The sequence below is a fragment of the Nitrincola sp. A-D6 genome (assembly GCF_000764495.1).
Classification (GTDB): Bacteria; Pseudomonadota; Gammaproteobacteria; order Pseudomonadales; family Balneatricaceae; genus Nitrincola.
This window is the reverse complement of the sequence record NZ_JRLB01000081.1, coordinates 19,309-27,100: the sequence shown is the minus strand read 5'-3', so window position 1 is coordinate 27,100 and position 7,792 is coordinate 19,309. Positions and strand designations below refer to the sequence as shown.

Genomic DNA, 7,792 nt, shown 5'->3' with positions numbered 1-7,792 from the left:
ATTAATGCCTACACTTGGCAGGCGGCGCTGTAGGGGCGTTTTTGATAATCAATGGGTGAACCAGCATGCCAAGGTCCTCGCCAACGCGTCAAATAGCTATCGTTATTCGCCTGGATAATCGCGTCGTGATAGCCGGTTTCGACTTCTAATTGCCAATGTGCGCCAGCATCGCTGGACACCAACAGACCGGCATAGGCCCTGTCACCTTGCTTCTTGCAAAACGCCAGTAGCTTTTCACGGCACTTGGTCAGACCAATCACCTCGGCACCCTGGGTGTCTGGCAAGTGTCGCCACTTATCCTCTTCCAACTGATAGACACCGCATTTCCCACCAGCCAGAATCTGACCTTCGGAGCATAATAAGGATTTCACTGTATCCTGAGGCAGAGCCGGCAGTCGATGCAGCCGGTGACCTTGCTCGTCGGTGACTGACAACACCGACTCATTGGCATGACTGGCACTAACCAGCAGACCCGATTCAGTTGCCGCCATGGCGCTAATGCGATGTCCGCGCCAGTCCTCACAGATGTCTAAAACCTGATTATGTACACGGTAGAGGCCGTTACTTGTTCCCAGCCAGATAGTCTCTCCCTGGGGTACAACGGCCTTCACTTCAGGTCGGCGAAAGCTATGTAATTGTTCGATCGTGTTCATGATGCCACTTCCATTTTCAACTCATTGTTCACCAGCAGATGTTTGTGGTCTTGATCCGTAAACAGCGATTTGATCGCCTGGGTACCGAAAGCGGCCACCCGGCTGACACGTTCGGGATCATTCAACTGAGTCACCAACAAGCCTGTTTTGCTGCCAATAAAAAGCTGGTCACCGATAATGGCTAATCCGCCACTCAATTCAGCGTAGTGGGGCATCTGTTCCAGCTTGAGCTTGATATAACGCCAACGTTGACCATTATTGTCACTGACGAACAGGGCTCGTTGGCAGCCTAACCACCAGCGTCCATCGTCACTACGAATCAGATGTTTGGCATTCAGTACCGACCATTCCGCATCTGCTGGTTTCCAGGTGTTGCCTCCGTCTTCAGAGCGGAAAGTGCCGTAGGTGGCGGTTGCCAGACGCACCCCATCATCCAGTTCGAACACCTGCTTGAGCTTGCCCAGTCCGCCAGGCAGTGTTATGCCAGTAAACAGATCGGATACTGACCCCTTACCAGGTTCCACCAGATAAGCACCCTGTACACCGGCGATCAGAAAGGCATTCTGCTGATGCAGTGGATAAAGCCATTTGGCTTCGGCAAGTAAGGGGTGGGTAAAGGATAGGATGGCCTGCCCGGCCTGTTGATATTCCAGCTTATTACCATCCAGCAGGGCCCAGTCTTCTGTTGATAACCAGGCTGCTGTTAGGGGGTGTTTCTTGTAACCGCTGGTTGCATGGCGCTGACGTATTCCTTTCCAGCGGGATATCCAGTGTTGATCATTGGCAGCCAGCATCAGATCCTGATAGTCGGCTGCAGCCTCCACCTGCCAACTGATACCCCCATCGCGGGTTTCGATCAGTGCCGGTTTCGCATCTGGCGCGAGTTTTTTAATAGAGGCACGAATATGCTGTGAATTCTCACTATGGATCCACAGCACTTCACCCCAACCACCAAAATCTTTGAACAGACATTGCCATGAACTTGCCTCAGGTGCATTTTCCGTATCAAGGGGTAAACGGAATACTCCATGCTTGGTGCCAGCCAGTATAAATGTGTCCTGACTGTGTAAACATTTGATTGTCTCGCCTGGCGGGCATGGCAGTTCATGTCGCACCTGCCATTGTTCATCGCACAGATACAGTGTTTGGCCGTTGTCGCTTTCAAGTAACAACAGGTAGCCTTGCGGTGACGCGGCAATCCCCTTCACCGGCTGGTTGTGCCAGGTGGAAACCTCAGATAAAAGGGCTCCTTGCAACTGATACAAACCCACTTCAGTCGCAATAAAAATTCCTGTGGGTAGAGCCAACATACCTTTGACCTGAGGGCGCTCAAACGACGCCAGAGGGTTATTCATACTAATTACTCATCGTCTGGAGAAAAGGTTCATCTACTGGCAGACGCTCTGTGGGTCGCCAGTATATATCCTAGTGCTTGCAGCTCCCGTCCAGCTCCAGTTTGACATCACTGATATTGTTTTCAGGGTCGATGGTGTGCAGATGCAGGTATTCACGATCATCCTTGTCGTCGTGCTTGATTTGAATCTTACGAATTTGTTGTGAGGTTTTTATCCTGTCTGCTACAGCCTGGCGTCCGGATTCGGGCAGAACTGCAATAACCTTCTCGAACACAGCGGGTTCTGATCCGCCCAACAACTTACCTGTTGTCTCGTCATACAGAACTTCGTACACCTTGCCATCACGCAGATAGCTGATACTGGTTTCCGTCATTCCGTGGTTGTGTGCGGTTACGATCTCAAGCACTTCTACCGCTTCAATAAATTCACCCAATGCGTCACGGGCAGCCTCGGAAAGCGCATTGAAGTCCTTTACCAGATACACCCGCTTCACTTGCTCCCTGGTTTCCCCGGTCACATGTTCAACCGTTGAAAGCTCCTTGACTTGCACCTGATCAAAAACAACATCATTGTCTATACCTGAAATGGCTATTTCCTTCAGGCGTTCTTTCGCCAGCGATAATGCCAAATCCTTAGAACCGGCCTCTATTTTTAGCTGGTACTTTAATTTCTCATCACTCGCCCGGTTGTATTTCAATTGAACTTTATAGGCTTTGCTCATCTGTTATTTTCCTTTTTAGCAATAAGTTGAAATCTGTTGTTACTGGCTCAGACCGGCACGGTAGAGTCGGTCACGGTCGGTGGCCAGTACACGTCCATCAGTGAGAACGGCGGCATGCTTGATTGGCCGTGCAGTGTCAGGCCAGTCGGAGACCGGATGCCAACCTGCGTCGGGACTGCCAATCCAGGCAGCGCTGGGTTCCAGAGCAGGATGCGGCCGTCATTCAGATCAACTGCAGCCAATTCACCTGAGCCAGGAGGGGCAATGTGTTTGACGCTGCCATCAGCCTCGATGCGATAGAGACTTTCTTCACCCACAGCGAGTAGTGCTGCGTCACAATAGGCCAGGAATTCGCAAGGCTCATCCAGGTGCGCCAGTTGCTGTGCAGTTCCGGCTGCCGGATCGAGCAGGAACACGCGGCCCTCACTATCAAGAGCCCAGGCTCGCTCGTCATCGACCGCCAAGGCGTTGATGGCGCCACTGCCGAGTGCCGCCAGGTAACGTGCAGGGGTGCCAGTCGCAAGTGGGGCCACAAAGCAGCCGCGCTTGGTACCCAGTAACAGCTGGTTACCCCAGCGGCGTCCTGTGAACAGCTCGTGGTAGTGGTGATCTTCCGTCACCAGATCGACAAGCCGCCAGCTCGCGCCGCCATCGCTGCTGTGAGCCAGACATCGCTGACAGATTAAATAGTGATTGTTGCTATCGACCCTAACATGGGCTTCCACATCAAGCTGAGCCCATTCAGAGGGTGCCGGGAGCCAGGTCTCACCGCTATCAAGGCTGCGGAAAGTTCCATAGGATGCGGTAGCCATCACCTGCTGTCCGAGTGACCAGAGACGTTTGAGTTTAGACGCTCCGGGTCGTGCGGTGATGCCGGCCAAACAATCGTCCAGGCTGCCGTTTAGCAGATCCAGCCGATAAGCTCCTTGCTCACCGGCCACCACAGCCGTGTGGCCATCAGGCAAGAGCAGCAGATGTGTAGCGTCACCCAGCAAGGGGTGTATCAGGGCGCGTGTGGCGCGGCCAGCGCTTGCTTCGACCGATGGCCGCCATTCCAGTCGGTTACCTATCACCAGCGCCACACCACCTTCAGCATCTACTGCGGCCGCGCCAACGGCGCGCAACAGTGGCGCCGAGCTTGGCGCACCCTGCTCAACAAGGCCATACCAGCGAGTGATGGCACGCGTGCCGTCTACCGCCAGCACCCAGTCGTGGTAGTCGCGCTGCCAACTCAATTGCCAGCTTACCCCCTCGTCGGTGGAGCTGATGACGGCGGGAAGACCCGCAGCCCCATGCTTTTTCATCCGGGCATGCAGCGTGCCGTCACGGTCACGCGTGATACCGATCACATAGGCGGTAGGGTGGCCGTCATCGGTGGGCCAGCAGCGTTGCCAGCCTTACCATCGTGACGGTGGAGACCATGTTTTCCGCCAGCCAATAACCAGTCATCGCTCGCGTAAACCGCCTTGCACTCAACCCTGATGGTTGTGGCAGTTCGTGCAGGGGGGAGCATGTGGTGTCAGCGATAGCAATGCGGTAACCGTTATGGTCGCCGACTACGGCGACGAAGCCAGCGTTGTGGGCAGGTCCAAGGGCCTGGACATCCATGCCATCCCAATGTTTCAGGGCGACGGCAGCGCTGGGATCCAAACGATAAATGCCTTGGCCAGTTGCTGCCAGAGTGCCTGTGGACGTTTGAAGCAGATCACGAACCTCAAGTCGTGCGCAGGTGGCAGGGTCAGTGCAAAGATCAGTCATGATAGACACTCTTCAGTGGGTACTTGAGTTGTTCATCCTCAGCCGAGTCACTCCCGCACAGGCTGGAATGACTCGGCTGGATGGCTGCGTAGCTTAGCGCTTGCTGCTACCGTCCAGTTCCATCTTGAAGCTGTTAATATTGCCTTCTGGATCAATTGTATGCAGGTGTACATACTCACGATCATCTTTTTCATCGTGTTTGATCTTAATTTTGCGAATTTTCGCTGGGGCCTTGGTTTTTTCCGCAACCGCCTGACGGCCAGACTCAGGTAACACCGCGATAACCTTTTCGAACACAGCCGGTTCAGATCCACCCAGTAGCTTGCCTGTGGTTTCGTCGTATATGACATCGGCGACCTTGTCGCCACGCAGGTAACTGATGCTGGTTTCCGTCACGCCATGCGCTTCGGCAGTCACTATCTCAAGCACTTGTGCGCCCTCAATAAACTCTCTCAGTACCTGCTGAGTGTCTTTGGCCAGCGTATTAAAATCATTAATTACACGTTCGTGTTCAGTTTTGGTTAGGGTTTGCATTGTGCTTATTCTCCAGTTTTATCATCAAAAAATGCCCTGTTGGGCAGGAAAATACCCCCTCTTCTACAGAAGAAGGCGTATTAAAATTTCATATCAAAACCCAGCCACAGGGTTTGTGGAATGCTGACTGTGCGCTGCTCTACATGGGTTAGCTCATGGTTTGCATTAAAGCTGGATCTTGGGCCATGCTCCTGCTCATTGAACAGATTGCCAGCCTCGAAGCGAATGCGGATATCCTTGTTGATTGAATAGGCGGCTGTCAGATCTACCGTAGTCAGTTTGTCGAAACGTTTGCGTGAAAATTCATCTTCTTCGGTGCGTTTGCCATTATGGTTAACCGCTAATGACACCTCGACATTCGAGCTGGGGCTGATCCAGTCAATACCCGCCGCTACCAGATAATCGGGCTCACCAAAGAAAGGTACCTGACGCCCGCTTGCCAGACGCATCTTGCCGTCGAACAATGTCTGATTGCTCCAGACCGTCAGGCCATCCAGCTGTTTGATGCCGGTCGCCCCGAGATGGTAGCGCTGCTCCAGTTCGAGCCCTCTTATAGTGCCGCTCTCAACGTTCTCTGGTTGAACAACTGGCAGCCCAGCTACCATCTCACCAGTGCGAGTGCTAACGATCAAATCATCAATATTTTTATGGAATATGGTGGCTGCGAGGAATACATCTGGTGTGGACCAGACCACACCTAAATCGATATTGACCGCAGTTGCTGGGTTTAAATTGGGATTACCCTGAATAAGCTCGCCGTTTTTCTCTTCTCGGGTGGGTGTGATCTGATCCAACTGAGGACGGTTAAGGGTGCGTGAAATCGCTCCTTGTAGTGTTAGTTGTGGATGAATTCGCCAAGAAGCATGTAGGCTTGGTCCGATATGCAGGTGGTCACTGCTCTGACTATTGTGACCGCCTTGACCATCATTGCTCAACGCATTTAGACGGTAATTTTCCAGGCGCAGTCCTGGCTCAATACGCAGAGTTTCGTCAAAGAACTTAAATTGCTGACGAACCCATCCAGCGAGATAGTCTTCTTTTAAATTATAAATGTCGCCACTATTGGGATCTTTGGGTGTTGCATTTTCGATCAATGATTTGTGCCCATCACGTTCGTTACGTCGTGCTTGCAGACCCAATTCGATTTTGCCGAGGTTTTCAGCAGACCAGTCATAGGCAATTGCTGTGCGCAGTTCAACAAGGTCGTCAGTAAGCTCATCGGTGGTGTTGGATAGCGTAGTTTTATCTAGAGCCGCATTCTTGTAACGCAAGCGTAATTCATCAGTTATGCTCTCTTGATCACTTTGAAACCACGATAAGCGGCTATCCAACTGCCAGCGTTCGTTCCATTGCTGCTCCCAACGTAAATTGGCGCCAACCGTAAGGTTATCAATATCTTTTGACATATTACGATCATCACGATCGCCATTGGCTTTGGTGGTGTTGCGCACATCTGTGCCACTACTGGTTTCGGCGAACATGAGCGGCTCAAACTCCAGATAGCCCTGATCCAGCTCCCAACCCATTTTCAGAAACGTATTCACCCGAGTGGTGTTAAAGCGGTCAATGCGGTCCAGTCGTTCCTTAAAGCTGCCATCGGCATTGTGTTCGTTGGCAATATGTTCGCGCCGACTGGGTAAGTTGGTAATGTCCAGAGCCCCATCATGCCAAAGCCTTCATTTACCGGACCACCTGCCCAAATGTTGGCTCGCCCTGCAAACAAGTTACTGGTGTTGTCTACCTCACTTATGACACCTCCGAGCACTGCAGCGTTACCGGAAAATACTTGTGGAATACGGCGATATTTGACCGAGACTCTGCCCCCAATGCCATCATGTTCAATATCGGCCGTCGGGTTGCGGATCACACGCACTTCGTCAACCAGACTGCTTGCCACTGTTCCGACAGACAGGTTTCGCCATCTCCCTGCACCTGGATCGTGACACCATCTACCTCAACACGCGTGAACTGCTTATCCAATCCGCGTACACGAACTTCCTGCTTTTCAGAAGGCGAGGTTGAAAACATGCCGGGTAAACGATCCAATGCCTTGCCGATATGCTCGTCTGGAAAGCGTTGCATTTGATCACCCCCCAGAATGAGATCAGGGCGCAGCGTGTTGAGTCGTTTCTGTTCATCGGCATAGGGATTAGCAAAGCCATCATCAATGTAACCTTCGACTGAAATTAGCCCCAGTGTCATAGTTCCACTATCAGGGTTACTAGCCTTTTGAAGAGTGACTGAATTCTCTCCGGTAATGCGTATCATCAAGCCACTGCCTGACAGCAGTCGTTGCAGGGCATCATGCAGCGAGTAGCTACCACTCAGTGCCGGGGCTGTGTGATCAAAGGTGGCTTCTTCGGTATAAAGCACTTGCAGCCCGGTTACGGCTGATAAGTCAGCAAGCGCTTGGGGCAGGGGTTGAGCCGGGATGTTGAGTAGCCAGGTCCGAACTTCCTGAGCACCTGTCAGTTCCTTACGGATATCGGAATTTTGTGCCTGGACAGGAGCCGTTGCCAACAGTGTCAGAGCGATCGCAACAGCCAGATAGCAGGGTTTTGTCTGAATAAGGGTGTTTTGTTTGCTGCTCATTCCTGACCTCTTCCTATAAACTATAATTTAATACTAATGCTAAGTATTATCATTTGATTTATAGATAAGACGTGGCGGAGGTGGGTTATCCCCCAGTCAGAATTGAATTTTTTTGTGAATAAGCAAGCAGTTTATAAAATTTTATTAAATATCAGATAGTTATGATTAATATAAATATA

Annotated in this window: 9 protein-coding genes; all 9 read right to left on the bottom strand. The window is 51.8% G+C overall.

Going from position 1 to position 7,792, the window contains the following annotated elements; genetic code table 11:
* Positions 1–8: 8 nt before the first annotated feature.
* Entirely contained in the window at positions 9–653 is a 645-nt protein-coding gene (locus tag LH51_RS12915) for a hypothetical protein (protein WP_036522723.1), read from the bottom strand.
* A complete protein-coding gene (locus tag LH51_RS12910) occupies positions 650–2,008 on the bottom strand; it encodes a WD40/YVTN/BNR-like repeat-containing protein (RefSeq protein WP_036522721.1) in 1,359 nt (452 codons plus the stop codon). The genes LH51_RS12915 and LH51_RS12910 overlap by 4 nt, the downstream gene beginning before the upstream one ends.
* Before the next feature lie 70 nt (positions 2,009–2,078).
* Complete coding sequence (locus LH51_RS12905; protein WP_036522719.1) at positions 2,079–2,729, bottom strand: hypothetical protein; 651 nt, start codon at positions 2,727–2,729, stop codon at positions 2,079–2,081.
* A 47-nt stretch (positions 2,730–2,776) separates the two neighbouring features.
* A complete protein-coding gene (locus LH51_RS12900; protein ID WP_036522716.1) occupies positions 2,777–4,078 on the bottom strand; it encodes a hypothetical protein in 1,302 nt (433 codons plus the stop codon).
* Between the two features lie 19 nt (positions 4,079–4,097).
* Complete coding sequence (locus LH51_RS12895) at positions 4,098–4,487, bottom strand: hypothetical protein (protein ID WP_036522712.1); 390 nt, start codon at positions 4,485–4,487, stop codon at positions 4,098–4,100.
* A gap of 93 nt (positions 4,488–4,580) precedes the next feature.
* Positions 4,581–5,021, bottom strand: a complete 441-nt coding sequence (locus LH51_RS12890) for a hypothetical protein (RefSeq protein WP_036522710.1) — start codon at positions 5,019–5,021, stop codon at positions 4,581–4,583.
* Positions 5,022–5,101: 80 nt separating this feature from the next.
* Complete coding sequence (locus LH51_RS12885; RefSeq protein WP_036522701.1) at positions 5,102–6,565, bottom strand: TonB-dependent receptor domain-containing protein; 1,464 nt, start codon at positions 6,563–6,565, stop codon at positions 5,102–5,104.
* Positions 6,562–6,894 (bottom strand): hypothetical protein, encoded by a 333-nt coding sequence (locus LH51_RS12880; RefSeq protein ID WP_036522700.1) that lies wholly within the window; start codon positions 6,892–6,894, stop codon positions 6,562–6,564. Before LH51_RS12880 ends, LH51_RS12885 begins: the two co-directional genes overlap by 4 nt.
* The gene (locus tag LH51_RS12875) at positions 6,885–7,613 is read right to left on the bottom strand and encodes an STN domain-containing protein (protein ID WP_036522699.1); all 729 of its coding nucleotides are present in this window, start codon (positions 7,611–7,613) and stop codon (positions 6,885–6,887) included. The genes LH51_RS12880 and LH51_RS12875 overlap by 10 nt, the downstream gene beginning before the upstream one ends.
* Between the last annotated feature and the right edge of the window lie 179 nt (positions 7,614–7,792).